The organism is Aminobacter sp. UC22_36, assembly GCF_044056035.1.
Lineage (GTDB): Bacteria > Pseudomonadota > Alphaproteobacteria > Rhizobiales > Rhizobiaceae > Aminobacter.
The window spans coordinates 2,981,099-2,997,716 of record NZ_CP171996.1 but is presented as its reverse complement, the minus strand read 5'-3'; the positions used below and the strand labels follow the sequence as shown (position 1 = coordinate 2,997,716).

Sequence of the window (16,618 nt, the reverse complement as noted above, 5' to 3'; positions counted from 1 at the left end):
AGCATGATCCCCAGATTTGGGTACCGGTTTCGGTCAAGATCGTGCTCGCTCGACGAGAATTCTTCGGCGACGGCCGACACAGCAGGCGGGCGCTCTGGCCCGCACAAGATGAAAAGGGGCTTTCGTGGGCCCCGAAAAGGAGAACGGCATGAACCAAGAGGTCATGAATCTCTTCAACCCTCAGGCGCCTGCGCAGGTGTTCGATTCCATCCGGATTTCGCTCGCCAGCCCTGAGAAGATTCTGTCCTGGTCGTTCGGCGAAATCAAAAAGCCGGAGACGATCAACTACCGCACCTTCAAGCCGGAGCGTGACGGGCTGTTCTGCGCCCGTATCTTTGGCCCGATCAAGGACTACGAGTGCCTGTGCGGCAAGTACAAGCGCATGAAGTACAAGGGCGTCATCTGCGAGAAGTGCGGCGTGGAAGTGACGCTGTCGCGCGTTCGCCGTGAGCGCATGGGCCACATCGAGCTCGCAGCGCCCGTCGCCCACATCTGGTTCCTGAAGTCGCTGCCGAGCCGTATCGGCACGCTGCTCGACATGACGCTCAAGGATATCGAGCGTGTTCTCTATTTCGAGAACTACATCGTCACCGAGCCGGGCCTGACCGCGCTCAAGGAGCACCAGCTCCTGGGCGAAGAAGAATACCAGATCGCAGTCGACGAGTATGGCGAGGATTCTTTCACCGCCATGATCGGCGCTGAGGCCATCCACGACCTGCTTGCCTCAATGGATCTCGAAAAGATCGCTGGCGATCTGCGCTCGGAACTTGCAACGACCACGTCCGAGCTGAAGCAGAAGAAGTATCTCAAGCGCCTCAAGGTCGTTGAGAACTTCATGGAATCGGGCAACCGTCCCGAGTGGATGATCATGAAGGTCGTGCCGGTGATCCCGCCGGACCTGCGTCCGCTGGTCCCGCTGGATGGCGGTCGCTTTGCGACCTCCGACCTGAACGATCTCTATCGCCGCGTCATTAACCGTAACAACCGCTTGAAGCGGCTGATCGAACTGCGTGCGCCTGGCATCATCATCCGCAACGAAAAGCGCATGCTGCAGGAGGCCGTCGACGCACTGTTCGACAACGGCCGCCGTGGCCGCGTCATCACCGGTGCCAACAAGCGTCCGCTGAAGTCGCTGTCCGACATGCTCAAGGGCAAGCAGGGCCGCTTCCGCCAGAACTTGCTCGGCAAGCGCGTCGATTATTCCGGCCGTTCGGTCATCGTGACCGGTCCGGAACTCAAGCTGCACCAGTGCGGCCTGCCGAAGAAGATGGCGCTCGAGCTGTTCAAGCCGTTCATCTATGCCCGCCTCGACGCCAAGGGTTACTCCTCGACCGTCAAGCAGGCCAAGAAGCTGGTCGAGAAGGAAAAGCCGGAAGTCTGGGATATCCTCGACGAGGTCATCCGCGAGCATCCGGTGCTGCTCAACCGCGCGCCGACGCTGCACCGCCTGGGCATCCAGGCCTTCGAGCCCATTCTGATCGAAGGCAAGGCAATCCAGCTGCACCCGCTCGTCTGCACGGCCTTCAACGCCGACTTCGACGGCGACCAGATGGCTGTCCACGTTCCGCTGTCGCTCGAGGCTCAGCTCGAAGCCCGCGTGCTGATGATGTCGACCAACAACATCCTGCACCCGGCTTCCGGCGCGCCGATTATCGTTCCGTCGCAGGACATGGTTCTCGGTCTCTACTATCTCTCGATCGTCAACCAGAACGAGCCGGGCGAGGGCATGGCGTTTGCCGACATGGGCGAACTCCAGCACGCGCTTGAGACCAAGGCTGTCACGCTGCACGCCAAGATCAAGGGTCGTTTCCGTACGGTCGACGCCGAAGGCAATGTCGTGTCCAAGATCCACGACACGACGCCGGGCCGCATGATCATTGGCGAACTTCTGCCGAAGAACGTCAACGTGCCTTACGACACGGCCAACCAGGAGATGACCAAGAAGAACATCTCCAAGATGATCGACACCGTCTACCGCCACTGCGGTCAGAAAGAGACGGTCATCTTCTGCGATCGCATCATGGCTCTCGGCTTCGCTCATGCCTGCCGCGCAGGCATTTCGTTCGGCAAGGACGACATGCTGATCCCGGATAGCAAGGAGAAGCTGGTCGCTGACACCGAGGCGTTGGCCAAGGAATACGAGCAGCAGTACAATGACGGCCTGATCACTCAGGGCGAAAAGTACAACAAGGTAGTCGACGCCTGGGCCAAGTGCTCGGAAAAGGTCGCCGACGAAATGATGGCCCGCATCAAGGCGGTGGAGTTCGAAGACAACGGCCGTCAGAAGCCGATGAACTCGATCTACATGATGTCGCACTCCGGTGCGCGTGGTTCGCCCACCCAGATGCGTCAGCTCGCAGGTATGCGCGGCCTGATGGCCAAGCCGTCGGGTGAAATCATCGAGACGCCGATCATTTCCAACTTCAAGGAAGGTCTGACGGTTCTCGAGTACTTCAACTCGACCCACGGTGCCCGTAAGGGTCTCGCGGATACCGCTCTGAAGACGGCAAACTCCGGTTACCTGACCCGTCGTCTCGTCGACGTGGCACAGGATTGCATCGTCAACTCGGTTGATTGCGGCACCGACAAGGGCCTCACCATGCAGCCGATCGTCGATGCCGGCCAGGTGGTCGCTTCGCTCGGCCTGCGTATCCTCGGCCGTACGTCGCTCGACGACATCAACCACCCGGTCACTGGCGATCTGCTGGTCAAGGGCGGCACGTTGATGGACGAGCGCGACATCGAGGTCATCGAGAAGGCTGGCGTTCAGTCGGTCCGCATCCGTTCGGCACTGACCTGCGAAGTCAAGGTCGGCGTCTGCGCGGTCTGCTACGGTCGCGATCTGGCACGCGGTACCCCTGTCAACCAGGGCGAAGCTGTCGGCGTCATTGCCGCGCAGTCGATCGGCGAGCCGGGCACGCAGCTTACCATGCGTACCTTCCACATGGGCGGAACCGCGCAGGTGGTGGACAGCTCGTTCCTTGAAGCCTCCTATGAGGGCAAGGTCGAGATCCGCAACCGCAACGTGGTTCGCAACTCCGACGGCAACCTCGTCGTGATGGGCCGCAACATGGCGATCCTGATCCTCGACGAAGCCGGCAAGGAGCGTGCCACGCACCGTGTCACCTATGGTTCGCGTATCTTCGTGGACGATGGCGACAAGGTGAAGCGCGGCCAGCGTGTGGCCGAGTGGGACCCCTACACCCGTCCGATCCTCACCGAAATCGAAGGCCGCGTGGCGTTCGAGGATCTGGTCGACGGCATTTCCGTTCAGGAAACGGCCGACGAGTCGACCGGCATCACCAAGCGTGAGGTCATCGACTGGCGTTCGACCCCGCGTGGCAACGATCTGAAGCCCGCAATGGTGGTTCAGGACTCCAAGGGCAAGGTCGGCAAGCTGTCGAAGGGCGGCGACGCCCGCTTCCTGCTCTCGGTCGAGGCCATTCTTTCGGTCGAGCCGGGTGCCCAGGTTCGCCCCGGCGACGTTCTGGCGCGTATCCCGATGGAAAGCGCGAAGACCAAGGACATCACCGGCGGTCTGCCGCGTGTTGCCGAGCTCTTCGAAGCGCGTCGTCCGAAGGATCACGCCATCATCGCCGAGATCGACGGTACTGTCCGCTTCGGCCGCGACTACAAGAACAAGCGCCGCATCATCATCGAGCCGCATGACTCGACGCTTGAGCCGGTCGAATACCTGATCCCAAAGGGCAAGCCGTTCCATCTTCAGGACGGCGACGCCATCGAAAAGGGCGACTACATCCTCGACGGCAATCCTGCGCCGCACGACATTCTGGCCATCAAGGGCGTGGAGGCACTTGCGTCCTACCTCGTCAACGAGATCCAGGAAGTCTACCGTCTGCAGGGCGTGTCGATCAACGACAAGCACATCGAGGTCATCGTTCGTCAGATGCTGCAGAAGGTCGAGATCACCGTACAGGGCGACTCGATCTACATCCCGGGCGACCATGTCGACGTCATCGAGTTCGACGAGGTCAACGATCGCCTGATCGAGGAAGGCAAGAAGCCTGCCGAAGGTCAGCCGGTTCTGCTCGGTATCACCAAGGCATCGCTGCAGACGCCGTCCTTCATCTCGGCCGCTTCCTTCCAGGAAACGACCAGGGTGCTGACGGAAGCTGCTGTCGCCGGCAAGACCGACATGCTGCAGGGTCTCAAGGAAAACGTCATCGTCGGCCGTCTCATCCCGGCCGGCACGGGCGGCATGATGAGCCAGATCCGCCGCATCGCCACCTCGCGCGACGAACTGATCCTCGACGAGCGCCGCAAGCTCTCGGGTGTCGAGATCGCCGAGCCGATCCTGACCGACATGGTCAACGCCGCTCAGTAAGGGCGTCGTCAGCAAGAACTGGGAAAGGGGGGCTTCGGCCCCCTTTTTTCATTTCGGTGACACTCAGGCTTCATGTCCCTGTCAAATGCCGCCGCTAGCAATGCTCCTTCAACGCGCATTGCAGGTGATCGTCATCATGAAGTTTCTTGTTTCCGCCATCGCTGCCTTACTGGCTTCAGCAGCGGTGCCCGCCCACGCGCAGGATGTTGCGCCGCTCAAGGCGACGCTGCTCGGCCAGGTCGTTCTGCCGACCGGACTGAAGATCGCGGGAACCGAGTTCGGCGGCATTTCCGGCCTCGACTACGATCCGGCCAGCGGGCTGTTCTATGCCATTTCGGACGATCGCTCGGAACGCGCGCCAGCGCGGCTCTACACGCTCAAGCTTGCAATTGACGGCAAGGGCGTCCACGGCATCGATATCGTGTCGAGTTCTGATCTGCGTAATGCTGAGGGGGCCTTGTTCGCCAAGAAGGACGTTGACCCGGAGGCGATCCGCTTCGACGCGTCGGCCAGCCGGATTTTCTGGTCGAGCGAGGGCGATGCTGGCGGCCAGCCGGCGATCTACGAAGCCAGGCCCGACGGCAGCCACATCAGGAGCTTCGCCATTCCCGAAGCCTACCTGCCCAATGCCGACAAGACGCGCGGCGTGCGCGGCAATCTCTCCTTCGAAAGCCTCGCCATTTCCCCTGACGGCAAGACCCTTTGGGCTGGAACCGAGAATGCGTTGGTTCAAGACGGCGAGAAGGCGACGCTGGAGGCCGGCAGCCCGTCGCGCATCATCGGGTTCGACATCGCCAGCGGCGCCGTGGCCGCCGAGTATGTCTATGACAACGGCCCGATCTTCACCAAGGCGACCCAGGACCCATACTACAATGACAACGGCCTTTCCGAATTCCTGTTCTTTGGGCCTGATGAGCTTGTGACGATCGAACGTTCCTTCGCGCTTGGTATCGGCAGCGAGATCAATTTCTACCTGGCAAGCTTCACCGGTGCGACCGACGTCAAGGGCGCTGCCTCGATCAAGGACGTTGCGGCAAAGCCGATGTCCAAGCGCAAGATACTGAAGATCGGGGAGGGCGATTTTGGGCTCGACATCGACAACATCGAGTCGGTGACATGGGGGCCGGACGTCGATGGCCAGCGCACGCTGGTCATCGCTTCAGACAACAATTTCAACGCAGAACAGTTCACCCAGTTCGTTGTCCTGAAACTGGATGCTGCCACGAACTGATCTGCCTGCACAGGCAGATGAAGTGTCGCCCCTTCACAGAGTATCGCCGGAGCAATCCGGCGGTTCTTCTTGACGATCTCGCCAGCCTGGCACCGATGGCGGGTTTACTCTGCAATCCGCAAGGTGCGACTAATGTATTGGGGGCTGTTTGACATCGTGAATTTACGAAAATAGCCTTCTCCTTGAAGCGCATCAGCCCTGAGAGGAGTGCCCGATGACCGACGTCCCCTCCAATGCGAAAGGACAGGCGGTTGCGGTCGAGCCGAGCCTCCATCGGGTCATGGGCCCTTGGCTTCTTCTTCTCTTTATCGTCGGCGACATTCTCGGCACCGGCATCTACGCACTGACCGGGCAGGTGGCCAAGCAGGTTGGCGGCGTGGTCTGGCTGCCGTTTCTTGTCGCCTTCATCGTGGCGGTCATCACCGCCTTCAGCTACCTTGAGCTGGTCACCAAATATCCGAAGGCGGCGGGTGCCGCCCTTTATGCCCACAAGGCGTTCGGCATCCATTTCATCACCTTCATCGTCGCTTTCGCGGTGATGTGCTCGGGCATCACCTCGGCGTCGACGGCCTCGCGCGCCTTTGCCGCCAATCTGTCAGGCGCCTTTGATCTCGGGCTTACCGGAACCTACGGCATCACGTTGATTGGCCTGGCTTTCATGGCGATCGTCGCGGCGGTGAACTTCCGCGGCGTTGGCGAAAGCGTCAAAGCCAATGTCGTGCTGACTTGCGTCGAGTTCACCGGCCTGATGATCATTATCGTCATTGGCCTTTGGGCAATCGGCGCGGGCGAGGGCGATGTCTCACGGATCACCCAGTTCCATTCCGCGCCTGACCGCAGCGCCTTCTGGTCGGTGATTGCGGCGACGACGCTCGCCTTCTTCGCCATGGTCGGCTTCGAGGACTCGGTCAACATGGCGGAGGAGTGCAAGGACCCGACGCGCATCTTCCCGAAGGTGCTGCTGACCGGACTGCTGATCACCGGGGTGATTTATGTGCTGGTGTCTATCTCGGCGATCACATTGGTATCGCCAGAAGAGCTGGGCGAGGGCGAGACCCCTTTGCTCAAGGTCGTCCAGGCCGGCGCACCGAACTTCCCGGTGGAGATCTTCGGCTTCATCACCATGTTTGCGGTCGCCAACAGCGCGCTCATCAACATGCTGATGGCCAGCCGGCTGGTCTACGGCATGAGCCGCGAGCGTGTGTTGCCGGAGGCGCTCGGCAAGGTCCATGCGTCACGCCGCACGCCTTACATCGCGATCGGCTTCACCACCTTGCTCGCCTTCGCGCTCATCACTTTCGTCGGCGAGGTTCCCGCGCTGGGCGGAACCACGGCGCTGCTTTTGCTGTGCGTGTTTACGGTGGTCAATATCGCAGTGCTGGTGTTGCGCAAGGATACGGTCGCTCATAGCCATTTCCGCACCCCGACGCTGCTGCCGATCCTGGGAGCCGTGGCTTGCGCCTTCCTCGCTGGTCCGTGGACCGGGCGCGATCCGGTTCAATACAAGATCGCCGGCATCCTGATCGGCATCGGCGTGGTGTTGTGGTTCGTGACTGTCCTGGTCAATCGCGCCACCGGGCAGAAACCCGCCGAACCGGAGATGGCCGATATCGGCGGGGCAGGGCCGGTCAACTGAACTCACCCCTCGATGCGACCGGTCAGAACGGCTCGTTGAAGGTAACGATCGAGACTTCGCCTTCGAGTGCGCCTTGATAGGCGGAGATGTGGGGCTCGTCGTCCGGCTCGCCTTGCATATCGCCGATCTGGTCGAGCTCGGCCTCGGCGTAACCTTCCTTGGCAAGAGCGTCGAGCGCCAGGCGCACGGCGGTGTCGTCGTCTGGTGCGACGAGCATGATATGCGCGCCTTCGGGCTTGCCTCCCTTCTTGCGCCAGACTCGGCCCGTGATGATCGTCACCGGCCTTTCGTCATTGTCGTTCATCAGTGATTCCCTGGTTTCAGATTCGCAAGCATGGGGATTCGCCCCGGTTTCGTCGATTTTCGCATGAAGAACGGATGCGAGACAGGGTAAACAGTGTCACAAACCGGCTTCGGCGCCATGTTGCAGCGCAATAAAGTTGCTCCAGGCCCCTTGCACCGCCCGAAGCCCCGGTTTCGTTAAGGTTTTTGGGGGGGACGGGCTTGACGGTTCGCGGTCATGCGAGTAGATACCGCCTCGTCTGAGCCGATGTGAGGTTGGTCTTTCCGAAGCGACAAGCTTTGGAGTTCACCTCAAACAGGGTTCGTTTTTTACGAGCGAGAAGACATTTCCGGCGTGCATGAAGCGGATTCGCTTCCTCTGCCTTTGTTCGGGCAAGACCGCAAGTCGCGGTTTGGGGCCCGAATTCGCGTATGGATTTTGCGCTTGAAGCCGCCCCGAACGGGCTTGAGACACGGAATTGAGAGACAAGAGGGTTTAATGCCTACCGTCAACCAGCTGATCCGCAAGCCGCGCATTGCGCCGGTGAAGCGCAACAAGGTTCCGGCCATGCAGGCCAACCCGCAGAAGCGGGGCGTTTGCACGCGCGTCTATACGACGACGCCGAAGAAGCCGAACTCGGCTCTGCGCAAGGTCGCGAAGATTCGCCTGACCAACGGTTTTGAAGTGATCGGCTACATCCCCGGCGAAGGCCACAACCTTCAGGAGCACTCCGTGGTCATGATCCGCGGCGGCCGTGTGAAGGATCTTCCGGGTGTGCGCTATCACATCATCCGCGGCGTGCTCGACACGCAGGGTGTGAAGAACCGCAAGCAGCGCCGTTCGAAGTACGGTGCGAAGCGTCCGAAGTAATTCGGGTTCTGCAATTTAGGCGCTGCGCGAGGTTCTCCGCGTAATAGAGCGTCGGCCAAGTTTGAGAGACAAGAACCATGTCACGTCGTCACAGTGCAGATAAGCGCGAAATCAACCCGGATCCCAAGTTTGGCGATCTGGTTGTCACCAAGTTCATGAATGCCGTCATGTATGACGGCAAGAAGTCGATCGCCGAAACGATCGTCTACGGTGCGCTTGACCAGGTTCAGGCTAAGACCAAGCAGGAGCCGGTCACCGTCTTCCATCAGGCGCTCGACAATGTCGCGCCGCATGTGGAAGTGCGTTCGCGTCGTGTCGGTGGTGCTACCTACCAGGTTCCGGTCGACGTGCGCCCCGAGCGCCGTCAGGCTCTCGCCATTCGTTGGCTGATCACTGCCGCCCGCAACCGCAATGAGACCACCATGGTCGACCGCCTCTCCGGCGAGCTGATGGACGCGGCTAACAACCGCGGCACCGCCGTGAAGAAGCGTGAAGACACCCATAAGATGGCGGAAGCCAACCGCGCCTTCGCGCACTACCGCTGGTAACGGCGCGACCGAACGACTGAGAGGCACCTCCCATGGCCCGCGAATATAAGATCGAAGACTACCGCAATTTCGGTATCATGGCGCATATCGACGCCGGCAAGACCACGACCACCGAGCGCATCCTTTATTACACGGGCAAGTCGCACAAGATCGGCGAAGTCCATGACGGCGCTGCCACCATGGATTGGATGGAGCAGGAGCAGGAACGCGGCATCACGATCACGTCTGCCGCGACCACGACCTTCTGGAAGGGCCGTGACGGCAATCTGCGCCGCTTCAACATCATCGACACCCCCGGCCACGTCGACTTCACCATTGAAGTCGAGCGTTCGCTGCGCGTTCTCGACGGCGCCATCGCGCTGCTCGATGCCAACGCAGGTGTTGAGCCGCAGACCGAGACCGTGTGGCGCCAGGCGGACAAGTACAACGTCCCGCGCATGATCTTCTGCAACAAGATGGACAAGATCGGCGCCGATTTCTTATCGCTCCTATGACATGATCAAGTCGCGCCTCGGCGCCACTGCGGTCGCTGTCCAGCTGCCGATCGGCGCTGAATCGGAGTTCAAGGGCGTTGTCGATCTCATCGAGATGAACGCGCTGGTCTGGCGCGACGAGAGCCTGGGCGCTGCCTGGGATGTCGTCGAGATCCCGGACGACCTCAAGGCCAAGGCCGAAGAGTTCCGCGAGAAGATGATCGAGACCGCCGTCGAAATGGACGAGACGGCTCTCGAAAACTACCTCGAAGGCAAGATGCCCTCGAACGACGAACTGCGCGCGCTGATCCGCAAGGGCACCATCGCCGTCAAGTTCTTCCCGATGTTCTGCGGCTCGGCCTTCAAGAACAAGGGCGTGCAGCCGCTTCTCGACGGCGTCGTCGAGTTCCTGCCGTCGCCGCTCGACGTTCCTGCGATCAAGGGCATCGATGCCAAGACCGAGGGCGAGATCGAGCGTCATGCTGACGACAGTGAGCCGCTGTCGATGCTGGCCTTCAAGATCATGAACGATCCGTTCGTCGGTTCGCTCACGTTCTGCCGCATCTACTCGGGCAAGGTGGTCAAGGGCGCTTCGCTCGAAAACACCGTCAAGGGCAAGAAAGAGCGTCTCGGCCGTATGCTGCAGATGCACTCGAACTCGCGCTCCGACATCGAAGAGGCGTTCGCTGGCGACATCGTCGCTCTGGCCGGCCTCAAGGAAACGACCACCGGCGACACGCTCTGCGATCCGCTGCACCCGGTCATCCTCGAGCGCATGGAATTCCCCGAGCCGGTCATCCAGATCGCGATCGAGCCGAAGACCAAGGGCGACCAGGAAAAGATGGGCCTCGCGCTCAATCGTCTCGCTGCTGAAGATCCTTCGTTCCGCGTCAAGTCGGACGAAGAGTCGGGTCAGACCATCATCTCCGGCATGGGCGAGCTGCATCTCGACATCATCGTCGACCGCATGCGTCGCGAGTTCAAGGTCGAGGCGAACGTCGGCGCGCCGCAGGTTGCGTATCGCGAGACGATCACCCGCACCCACGAGCAGGATTACACCCACAAGAAGCAGTCGGGTGGTACGGGCCAGTTCGCTCGCATCAAGATCGTGTTCGAGCCGAACCCAGAGGGCGAAGATTTCGTCTTCGAATCGAAGATCGTTGGTGGTGCGGTTCCCAAGGAATACATCCCCGGTGTCGACAAGGGCCTCCGCAGCGTTCTGTCGTCGGGTCCGTTCGCGGGCTTCCCGATGATCGGCGTCAAGGCGACGCTCATCGACGGTGCCTACCACGATGTCGACTCCTCGGTGCTGGCCTTCGAAATCGCCGGTCGCGCCAGCCTTCGCGAAGCCGCTCCGAAGCTGGGCGTTCAGCTGCTCGAGCCGATCATGAAGGTCGAAGTCGTGACGCCGGAAGACTATGTCGGCAACGTCATTGGCGACTTGAACAGCCGTCGTGGCCAGATCCAGGGCCAGGAAAGCCGTGGCATCGCTGTCGTCGTCAACGCGATGGTGCCGCTGGCCAACATGTTCAAGTATGTGGACAGCTTGCGCTCGATGTCGCAGGGCCGCGCCCAGTACACGATGCAGTTCGACCACTATGAGGCGGTTCCGACCGCGGTCGCTCAGGAAGTTCAAAAGAAATACGCGTAATTCCAACGAATTGCAGCGTTTTATTAATTCAACGCCCTTATCGGGCTAGCAAGAATGGAGACCTCACATGGCAAAAGGTAAATTCGAGCGTAATAAGCCTCATGTGAACATTGGCACGATTGGTCACGTTGACCACGGCAAGACGTCGCTGACGGCGGCGATCACGAAGTATTTCGGTGAGTTCAAGGCCTACGACCAGATCGACGCAGCGCCTGAAGAAAAGGCCCGCGGCATCACCATTTCGACGGCCCACGTCGAATACGAGACGCCGGCCCGCCACTACGCTCACGTCGACTGCCCCGGCCACGCCGACTATGTGAAGAACATGATCACCGGTGCTGCCCAGATGGACGGCGCGATCCTGGTCGTTTCGGCTGCCGACGGCCCGATGCCGCAGACCCGCGAGCACATCCTGCTCGCCCGTCAGGTTGGCGTTCCCGCCCTTGTCGTGTTCCTCAACAAGGTCGACCTGGTCGACGACGCCGAGCTGCTCGAACTGGTCGAGCTTGAAGTTCGCGAATTGCTGTCGAAGTACGAATATCCGGGCGACGACATTCCGATGATCAAGGGTTCGGCTGTTGCTGCGCTCAATGATTCCGACAAGAAGATCGGTGAAGACGCGATCCGCGAGCTGATGGCCGCTGTCGACGCCTACATCCCGACGCCAGAGCGTCCGATCGACCGTCCGTTCTTGATGCCGATCGAAGACGTGTTCTCGATCTCGGGCCGCGGCACTGTTGTCACCGGTCGTGTCGAGCGCGGCATCGTCAAGGTTGGCGAAGAAGTCGAGATCGTCGGCATCAAGGCAACCTCGAAGACGACGGTTACCGGCGTTGAAATGTTCCGCAAGCTGCTCGATCAGGGCCAGGCTGGCGACAACATCGGCGCGCTGATCCGTGGCGTTGGCCGTGAAGACGTCGAGCGCGGTCAGGTCCTGTGCAAGCCGGGCACTGTCAAGCCGCACAAGAAGTTCGTGGCTGAAGCCTACATCCTGACCAAGGAAGAAGGTGGCCGTCACACGCCGTTCTTCACCAACTACCGCCCGCAGTTCTACTTCCGCACGACTGATGTGACCGGCATCGTGTCGCTGCCGGAAGGCACCGAGATGGTCATGCCCGGCGACAACATCACCGTCGATGTCGAGCTGATCGTGCCGATCGCCATGGAAGAGAAGCTGCGCTTCGCTATCCGTGAAGGTGGCCGTACCGTCGGCGCCGGCATCGTCGCTTCGATCAAAGAATAATCCGAATTAACGATCTGTCGCGGGCGGGAATACGCCCGCGCCGCGCCAGAACAAGGAAGTGACCATGAACGGACAGAATATCCGCATCCGCCTCAAGGCGTTTGACCACCGGGTTCTCGACGCTTCGACGCGTGAGATCGTGTCGACCGCGAAGCGCACCGGCGCCAATGTTCGCGGCCCGATCCCGCTGCCGACGCGGATCGAGAAGTTCACGGTGAACCGCTCGCCGCACGTCGATAAGAAGAGCCGCGAACAGTTCGAAATGCGCACGCACAAGCGTCTGCTGGACATCGTCGATCCGACCCCGCAGACCGTCGATGCTCTGATGAAGCTCGACCTCGCAGCAGGCGTCGACGTCGAAATCAAGCTCTAAGAGCTAACATGAGCCGCGCGAGCAGATCCAACCGGCTCCTCTGAAGGAAAACGAACCGATGCGTTCAGGTGTAATTGCACAGAAGGTGGGAATGACCCGCGTCTATAATGACGCTGGCGAACACGTTCCCGTCACCGTTCTCCGCATGGAGAACTGCCAGGTCGTGGCACAGCTCACGAAAGAGAAGAATGGCTACACCGCCGTTCAGCTCGGCGTTGGCCTGGCCAAGGTGAAGAATACCACGAAGGCGCTGCGCGGTCATTTCGCTGCCGCCTCCGTCGAGCCGAAGTCGAAGGTCGCTGAATTCCGCGTCTCCGCCGACAACATGCTCGATGTCGGCTCTGAGATCACTGTCGAGCATTTCGTCCCCGGCCAGAAGGTCGATGTGACGGGCACGACGATCGGCAAGGGCTTCCAGGGCGTCATCAAGCGCCACCACTTCGGTGGTGGTCGTGCCACCCACGGTAACTCGGTTTCGCACCGTACCCACGGTTCGACTGGCCAGCGCCAGGATCCGGGCAAGGTGTTCAAGGGCAAGAAGATGGCCGGGCACATGGGCGACGTTCGCGTCACGACCCAGAATGTCGAAGTTGTCTCGACCGACACCGATCGCGGTCTCATCCTGATCCGCGGCGCGGTTCCGGGTTCGAAGGGCGCATGGATCCTGGTCCGCGACGCTGCCAAGATTGCGCTTCCGGCTAACGCTCCGAAGCCTGCTGGCATCCGCGCCGCCACGAAGAACGAGGCTCCGGCCACAGAGGGAGCGGAATAATGGATCTCAAGATCACCACGCTTGCGGGCAAAGATGCCGGCAAGGTTGAGCTCTCGGAAGAGATCTTCGGTCTCGACCCGCGCGAAGACGTTCTCCAGCGCGTCGTGCGCTGGCAGCTCGCCAAGAAGCAGCAGGGCACGCACAAGGCCAAGGGTCGCGCGGAAATCGCTCGCACCGGCGCCAAGATGTACAAGCAGAAGGGTACGGGCCGCGCCCGTCACCATTCGGCACGCGCTCCGCAGTTCCGCGGCGGCGGCAAGGCCCACGGCCCGGTCGTTCGCAGCCACGAGCATGATCTTCCCAAGAAGGTCCGCGCTCTCGGCCTGAAGCACGCTCTGTCGGCCAAGGCCAAGGCATCGAACCTGATCATCGTCGACGAGCTGACGCTCGCCGAAGGCAAGACGAAGGCACTGCTCGCGAATTTCGCGACGCTGGGGCTGACCAATGCGCTGGTGATCGGTGGTGCTGAGCTTGACGTCAACTTCAAGCGCGCAGCGACCAACATCCCGAACATCGATGTCCTGCCGATCCAGGGCATCAACGTTTACGACATTCTGCGCCGCGGCACGCTGGTCCTTTCGAAGGCCGCCGTCGAGGCTCTCGAGGAGCGCTTCAAATGATGGATCTCCGCCACTACGACGTGATCGTCTCCCCGGCGATCACCGAAAAGTCGACCATGGCTTCTGAAAACAACCAGGTCGTCTTCAACGTCGCCAAGAAGGCGAGCAAGCCCGAGATCAAGGCTGCCGTCGAAGCGCTGTTTGGCGTGAAGGTGACTGCTGTGAACACCCTCGTCCGCAAGGGCAAGGTGAAGCGCTTCCGCGGCACGATCGGCCGCCAGAGCGACGTCAAGAAGGCGGTAGTGACGCTGGCCGATGGCCAGTCGATCGACGTCGCGACGGGTCTCTGAGCTAGGCCGCGAGGACAGGACAATGGCACTTAAGAAATTCAAGCCAGTAACGCCGAGCACCCGTCAGTTGGTCATCGTCGACCGCTCGGGCCTCCACAAGGGCAAGCCCGTCAAGGGTCTGACCGAAGGCCTGACGAAGTCGGGCGGCCGCAACAACTACGGTCGCATCACGGCTCGCTTCATCGGCGGCGGTCACAAGCGTTCGTACCGCATCATCGACTTCAAGCGTCGCAAGTTCGACGTTGTCGGCACGGTCGAACGTTTGGAGTACGATCCGAACCGCACCGCGTTCATCGCGCTGATCAAGTACGACGATGGCGAGTTGAGCTACATCATTGCTCCGCAGCGTCTGCAGGCTGGCGACAAGATCATCGCTGGTGAGCAGGTCGACGTGAAGCCGGGCAATGCAATGCCGCTCGCTTCGATGCCGGTTGGCACGATCGTCCACAACATCGAGCTGAAGCCCGGCAAGGGCGGCCAGGTCGCTCGTTCGGCTGGTGCTTACGCCCAGCTCGTCGGCCGCGACCAGGGCATGGCGATCCTTCGCCTCAACTCGGGTGAACAGCGCGTCGTCAGCGGTCTCTGCATCGCCACCGTCGGTGCCGTGTCCAACCCGGACCACGGCAACATCAACGACGGCAAGGCCGGCCGCACGGTCTGGCGTGGCAAGCGCCCGCACAACCGCGGCGTGACCATGAACCCGGTCGACCATCCGCACGGCGGTGGTGAAGGCCGCACCTCGGGCGGACGCCATCCGGTGACCCCGTGGGGCAAGCCCACCAAGGGCAAGAAGACGCGGTCCAACAAGGCGACCGACAAGTTCATCCTGCGCTCGCGCCATCAGCGCAAGAGCTAAGAAGAGGTAACGCCAGTGACTCGTTCAGTCTGGAAAGGCCCGTTCATTGACGGCTATCTGCTCAAGAAGGCAGAGAAGGTTCGTGAAGGTGGTCGCAATGAGGTGATCAAGATGTGGAGCCGTCGCTCCACGGTCCTGCCGCAGTTCGTCGGCCTCACCTTCGGTGTCTACAACGGCCAGAAGCACGTCCCGGTCTCGGTGAACGAGGACATGGTCGGCCACAAGTTCGGTGAGTTCGCTCCCACCAGGACCTATTACGGTCACGGCGCGGACAAGAAGGCAAAGAGGAAGTAACATGGGCAAGGCCAAAGCTCCGCGCAGGCTTGCTGACAACGAGGCACGTGCGGTCCTCCGTACGATCCGGGTCAGCCCGCAGAAGCTCAACCTCGTTGCCGCGCTTATCCGCGGCAAGAAGGTAGCGACCGCGCTTTCGGATCTGGAATTTTCGCGCAAGCGCATCGCCGGAACGGTTAAAAAGACCCTCGAATCGGCTATCGCCAACGCGGAAAACAATCACGACCTCGATGTCGATGCACTGGTGGTGGCGGAAGCCTTTGTCGGTAAGTCGATCGTCATGAAGCGTTTCCACGCTCGTGGCCGTGGTCGCGCCAGCCGCATTGAGAAGCCGTTTTCGCACCTCACGATCGTTGTTCGTGAAGTCGAAGAGAAAGGGGAGGCCGCATAATGGGCCAGAAAATCAATCCTATTGGTCTCCGCCTCGGCATCAACCGCACCTGGGATTTCGCGTTGGTACGCCAACACCGGCGAATACGGCCAGCTGCTTCACGAAGACATCAAGATCCGCAAGTATCTTGAGAACGAGCTGAAGCAGGCCGCGATCTCCAAGGTGGTGATCGAGCGTCCGCACAAGAAGTGCCGCGTGACCATTCACGCAGCACGTCCGGGCCTGATCATCGGCAAGAAGGGCGCCGACATCGAAAAGCTTCGCAAGAAGCTGATGGAGATGACGAAGTCCGAGACGCACCTCAACATCGTCGAGGTTCGCAAGCCCGAGACCGACGCTACGCTGGTCGCCCAGTCGATCGCGCAGCAGCTCGAGCGCCGCATTGCCTTCCGTCGCGCCATGAAGCGCGCGGTGCAGTCGGCCATGCGCCTCGGCGCAGAGGGCATCCGCATCAACTGCTCGGGCCGTCTTGGCGGCGCTGAAATCGCTCGTATGGAGTGGTATCGCGAAGGTCGCGTTCCGCTGCACACCCTGCGCGCCGACGTCGACTACGGCACTGCCGAGGCAAAGACCGCCTACGGCATCTGCGGCGTCAAGGTGTGGGTGTTCAAGGGCGAGATCCTCGAGCACGATCCGATGGCTTCCGAGCGTCGCGCAACCGAAGGCGATCATTCGCATGCTGGCGAGCGCCCTAGCGGCCGCCGTCGCGAAAACGCCTGACACGCATAGGAATTTGGAGTTA

The 16,618-nt window shown here is 61.0% G+C and carries 14 protein-coding genes and 2 pseudogenes; 15 read left to right on the top strand and 1 reads right to left on the bottom strand.

Annotated elements, in window-relative coordinates; translation table 11 throughout:
* Nucleotides 1-148 precede the first annotated feature (148 nt).
* The 3 genes from rpoC (at nt 149) to ACHMW7_RS18030 (ending at nt 7,212) form a co-directional block, all read left to right on the top strand.
* Nucleotides 149-4,345 carry a DNA-directed RNA polymerase subunit beta' gene (gene rpoC / locus ACHMW7_RS18040; RefSeq protein ID WP_395446943.1) on the top strand — a complete coding sequence of 1,399 codons (4,197 nt, stop codon included), beginning with the start codon at nt 149-151 and terminating at the stop codon, nt 4,343-4,345.
* A 136-nt stretch (nt 4,346-4,481) separates the two neighbouring features.
* Complete coding sequence (locus ACHMW7_RS18035; protein ID WP_395446942.1) at nt 4,482-5,576, top strand: esterase-like activity of phytase family protein; 1,095 nt, start codon at nt 4,482-4,484, stop codon at nt 5,574-5,576.
* A gap of 214 nt (nt 5,577-5,790) precedes the next feature.
* On the top strand, nt 5,791-7,212 hold the full coding sequence (locus tag ACHMW7_RS18030) for an APC family permease (protein ID WP_395446941.1): 1,422 nt from the start codon (nt 5,791-5,793) through the stop codon (nt 7,210-7,212).
* A gap of 22 nt (nt 7,213-7,234) precedes the next feature.
* On the opposite strand, the gene ACHMW7_RS18025 is transcribed toward ACHMW7_RS18030, so the two are convergent.
* Nucleotides 7,235-7,516 (bottom strand): transcriptional regulator, encoded by a 282-nt coding sequence (locus ACHMW7_RS18025; RefSeq protein ID WP_395446940.1) that lies wholly within the window; start codon nt 7,514-7,516, stop codon nt 7,235-7,237.
* Between the two features lie 477 nt (nt 7,517-7,993).
* Here ACHMW7_RS18025 and rpsL point away from each other — a divergent pair, with 477 nt between their 5' ends.
* The 12 genes and pseudogenes from rpsL (at nt 7,994) to rpsC (ending at nt 16,596) form a co-directional block, all read left to right on the top strand.
* Complete coding sequence (gene rpsL, locus ACHMW7_RS18020; protein WP_008837709.1) at nt 7,994-8,365, top strand: 30S ribosomal protein S12; 372 nt, start codon at nt 7,994-7,996, stop codon at nt 8,363-8,365.
* 77 nt (nt 8,366-8,442) lie between these two features.
* Nucleotides 8,443-8,913, top strand: a complete 471-nt coding sequence (rpsG, locus tag ACHMW7_RS18015) for a 30S ribosomal protein S7 (protein ID WP_067961877.1) — start codon at nt 8,443-8,445, stop codon at nt 8,911-8,913.
* 32 nt (nt 8,914-8,945) lie between these two features.
* A pseudogene (gene fusA / locus ACHMW7_RS18010) lies at nt 8,946-11,037 on the top strand (elongation factor G).
* A 67-nt stretch (nt 11,038-11,104) separates the two neighbouring features.
* Entirely contained in the window at nt 11,105-12,280 is a 1,176-nt protein-coding gene (gene tuf / locus ACHMW7_RS18005; protein ID WP_395446939.1) for an elongation factor Tu, read from the top strand.
* Between the two features lie 64 nt (nt 12,281-12,344).
* Nucleotides 12,345-12,653 (top strand): 30S ribosomal protein S10, encoded by a 309-nt coding sequence (rpsJ, locus tag ACHMW7_RS18000; protein ID WP_006205468.1) that lies wholly within the window; start codon nt 12,345-12,347, stop codon nt 12,651-12,653.
* A 58-nt stretch (nt 12,654-12,711) separates the two neighbouring features.
* The gene (rplC, locus tag ACHMW7_RS17995) at nt 12,712-13,425 is read left to right on the top strand and encodes a 50S ribosomal protein L3 (protein WP_395446938.1); all 714 of its coding nucleotides are present in this window, start codon (nt 12,712-12,714) and stop codon (nt 13,423-13,425) included.
* Entirely contained in the window at nt 13,425-14,045 is a 621-nt protein-coding gene (rplD, locus tag ACHMW7_RS17990) for a 50S ribosomal protein L4 (protein ID WP_115732105.1), read from the top strand. Before rplC ends, rplD begins: the two co-directional genes overlap by 1 nt.
* Nucleotides 14,042-14,335, top strand: a complete 294-nt coding sequence (locus tag ACHMW7_RS17985; protein WP_184774736.1) for a 50S ribosomal protein L23 — start codon at nt 14,042-14,044, stop codon at nt 14,333-14,335. The genes rplD and ACHMW7_RS17985 overlap by 4 nt, the downstream gene beginning before the upstream one ends.
* A 22-nt stretch (nt 14,336-14,357) precedes the next feature.
* Complete coding sequence (gene rplB / locus ACHMW7_RS17980) at nt 14,358-15,191, top strand: 50S ribosomal protein L2 (RefSeq protein WP_055976411.1); 834 nt, start codon at nt 14,358-14,360, stop codon at nt 15,189-15,191.
* Nucleotides 15,192-15,206: 15 nt separating this feature from the next.
* Nucleotides 15,207-15,485: a 30S ribosomal protein S19 gene (gene rpsS / locus ACHMW7_RS17975; protein WP_055976414.1), complete on the top strand. Its 279-nt coding sequence runs from the start codon at nt 15,207-15,209 to the stop codon at nt 15,483-15,485.
* Between the two features lies 1 nt (nt 15,486).
* Nucleotides 15,487-15,876, top strand: a complete 390-nt coding sequence (gene rplV / locus ACHMW7_RS17970; protein ID WP_055976417.1) for a 50S ribosomal protein L22 — start codon at nt 15,487-15,489, stop codon at nt 15,874-15,876.
* Nucleotides 15,876-16,596: pseudogene (rpsC, locus tag ACHMW7_RS17965) on the top strand (30S ribosomal protein S3). Before rplV ends, rpsC begins: the two are co-directional and overlap by 1 nt.
* The last annotated feature ends 22 nt before the right edge of the window (nt 16,597-16,618 follow it).

Bases quoted from the DNA above. Each gene is read 5' to 3' on its own strand.
- ACHMW7_RS18035 (WP_395446942.1), top strand. From the start codon at position 4,482: ATGAAGTTTCTTGTTTCCGCCATCGCTGCCTTACTGGCTTCAGCAGCG.
- ACHMW7_RS18030 (WP_395446941.1), top strand. From the start codon at position 5,791: ATGACCGACGTCCCCTCCAATGCGAAAGGACAGGCGGTTGCGGTCGAG.
- rpoC (WP_395446943.1), top strand. From the start codon at position 149: ATGAACCAAGAGGTCATGAATCTCTTCAACCCTCAGGCGCCTGCGCAG.
- rplD (WP_115732105.1), top strand. From the start codon at position 13,425: ATGGATCTCAAGATCACCACGCTTGCGGGCAAAGATGCCGGCAAGGTT.
- tuf (WP_395446939.1), top strand. From the start codon at position 11,105: ATGGCAAAAGGTAAATTCGAGCGTAATAAGCCTCATGTGAACATTGGC.
- rpsL (WP_008837709.1), top strand. From the start codon at position 7,994: ATGCCTACCGTCAACCAGCTGATCCGCAAGCCGCGCATTGCGCCGGTG.
- rplV (WP_055976417.1), top strand. From the start codon at position 15,487: ATGGGCAAGGCCAAAGCTCCGCGCAGGCTTGCTGACAACGAGGCACGT.
- rplB (WP_055976411.1), top strand. From the start codon at position 14,358: ATGGCACTTAAGAAATTCAAGCCAGTAACGCCGAGCACCCGTCAGTTG.
- rpsG (WP_067961877.1), top strand. From the start codon at position 8,443: ATGTCACGTCGTCACAGTGCAGATAAGCGCGAAATCAACCCGGATCCC.
- ACHMW7_RS17985 (WP_184774736.1), top strand. From the start codon at position 14,042: ATGATGGATCTCCGCCACTACGACGTGATCGTCTCCCCGGCGATCACC.
- rpsJ (WP_006205468.1), top strand. From the start codon at position 12,345: ATGAACGGACAGAATATCCGCATCCGCCTCAAGGCGTTTGACCACCGG.
- ACHMW7_RS18025 (WP_395446940.1), bottom strand. From the start codon at position 7,516: ATGAACGACAATGACGAAAGGCCGGTGACGATCATCACGGGCCGAGTC.
- rplC (WP_395446938.1), top strand. From the start codon at position 12,712: ATGCGTTCAGGTGTAATTGCACAGAAGGTGGGAATGACCCGCGTCTAT.